Annotated in this window: 2 protein-coding genes and 1 pseudogene; all 3 read left to right on the top strand. The window is 54.2% G+C overall.

The genetic code is table 11. The features are described 5' to 3' along the window. The first annotated feature begins 330 nt into the window (after positions 1–330). Entirely contained in the window at positions 331–1,227 is an 897-nt protein-coding gene (locus PPL9_RS16220; protein WP_057463682.1) for a LysR family transcriptional regulator, read from the top strand. Between the two features lie 104 nt (positions 1,228–1,331). Continuing rightward, complete coding sequence (locus tag PPL9_RS16225; protein WP_057463683.1) at positions 1,332–1,808, top strand: formate dehydrogenase subunit gamma; 477 nt, start codon at positions 1,332–1,334, stop codon at positions 1,806–1,808. Next, positions 1,808–2,031 (top strand): annotated as a pseudogene (locus PPL9_RS16230) (formate dehydrogenase); the annotation flags it as partial. The gene PPL9_RS16225 and the pseudogene PPL9_RS16230, both read left to right, overlap by 1 nt.

Below are 2,031 nucleotides of genomic sequence, written 5' to 3' on the forward strand. Positions count from 1 at the left end.
AAACCTCCGTCATTTTTGCCGCCTTAATCGGTTTTGTCGTCCTGGGTGAAGGCAACTGGGTGCGCCGCATGCTGGCCGCCATATTCATGGTCGCTGGTGTAAGCTTCATTGGTATGAACGTCTGATTGCAGAGTTTATCCAAACCGCGCCGTGTTCTTGGCGTTCCGCGTTATCGTTCTTGCTCTGAATATGCTAGTTCATTTCAGAGCTAAGAAAAAACATCTAAGGGATTGCTTGTAGGAGGATATGAGCGATCCAGCGTGGTATTGGCCGGACAAGGCTGGTGCCTGCTGATGGATGGTGTTGCGGGAACGTTTGCGAGGATAACCCATGATCGATAAGCTGGAGATGTTTATTGCGTTGGCGCGTGAGAAGCATTTTGGGAAGGCGGCGGACGAGTGTGGTGTGACGCAACCGACGCTTTCGGCCAACATCAAGCACCTTGAAGAACAGCTTGGCGCTCTGCTGGTTTTGCGTGGCTCGCGTTTTCAGGGGCTGACGCCTGAAGGGGAGCGGGTGCTGGAATGGGCCCGCAAGCTTGTGGCTGATACGCGGACCATGAAGCAGGAGCTGAAGGCGGTCAGTGATGGTCAATCGGGTACGTTGCGGATCGCCTCCATCCCCACAGCTCTGACCTATGTTCCAGAACTCACCACATGCTTTAGCGAGGAAAACCCGGGCGTTGATTTTGCGGTGTTCTCGCGACCGTCCTCTGAGATTCTGGCGCAGCTGGAAAATCTGGAAATTGATGTGGGGCTGACCTATCTGGACAACGAGCCTTTGGGGCGGGTTTTGCAAATTCCTCTTTACCGGGAGCGCTACTGCTTTGTAGTGGCTGAAGGTGGGCCGCTTTCTGGCCGCGAGCATGCCACGCTGGAGGATGTGAGCAGGGTCCCGTTGTGCTTGCTGACCAGTGACATGCAATGCCGGCGTATCATCAACAATATCCTGCATGATGTTGATGTGGTGGCAAAGCCTGTGCTGCAGTCAGATTCCATCATGTGCCTGCTGGCGCATGTGCGTACCGGACGGTGGGGGACGATTATCCCACAGGCTGTGGCGCAGACAATTGCCTCTGATCATCTGGAGATCATCCCGATCTCTGATCCTTATGCCAGTATTATGGTTGGATTGATTGCGACGCAGCGTGAGCCTCGTGCGCCGCTTTTGGACATTTTTTTGAAGAGAATTACTAGAATATCGCAGGGCAAAGAGCTCTCTACGTGATTTCCTTGATAGGGATGTGCAATCGCCCAACGGATATATCATATTGATTGCCTGCGACATATTGTGCCAATTCGATGCATTGACGTGCGAGGAGGGAGGATTTTATGGCCTTGCAGACGCAATCGCAGGATATAGAAAAAGAAACGGCCGCGATTATTGATGTCCACGAACATCAGGAAGGGCCGCTCCTGCCAATCCTGCACGATGTGCAGGGGAAATTTGGTTATGTTCCCGAGGATGCGCTTTTAAAAATCGCAGATCGGTTGAACCTGAGCCGTGCTGAAGTGCACGGCACAATGAGTTTTTACCCCGACTTTCGTACAGAACCTGCCGGACGCCATGTGTTGAAGGTTTGCCGTGCAGAAGCCTGCCAGTCGATGGGCGGCGAAAAGCTTGCAGATGACATTCAAAGAGACCTTGGCATCAAGTGGCACGAAACCACGCCTGATGGGAAGGTGACACTGGAGCCGGTCTATTGCCTTGGCCTGTGCTCGTGTGCACCAGCTGCCATGATGGATGGCAACCTGCATGGTCGCCTTGATGAAGAGGCTGTGCTGAAGCTTGTTGAGGAGGTGAAGTGATGGGGGCTGTCCTTTACGTTCCTTGCGACGCTGCTGCTTTGGCGGTTGGCGCTGACCGTGTTGCTGAGACGCTGGCGGATGAGCTGCGCGCGCGCGGTGTGGATGCGACAATTGTCCGCAACGGATCTCGCGGTATGCACTGGCTGGAGCCGCTGGTTGAGATTGAAACCGAGCAGGGCCGGATAGCCTATGGTCCGATGAAGCCATCTGATGTGGCAGGACT

Source organism: Pseudovibrio sp. POLY-S9 (assembly GCF_001431305.1).
GTDB lineage: Bacteria > Pseudomonadota > Alphaproteobacteria > Rhizobiales > Stappiaceae > Pseudovibrio.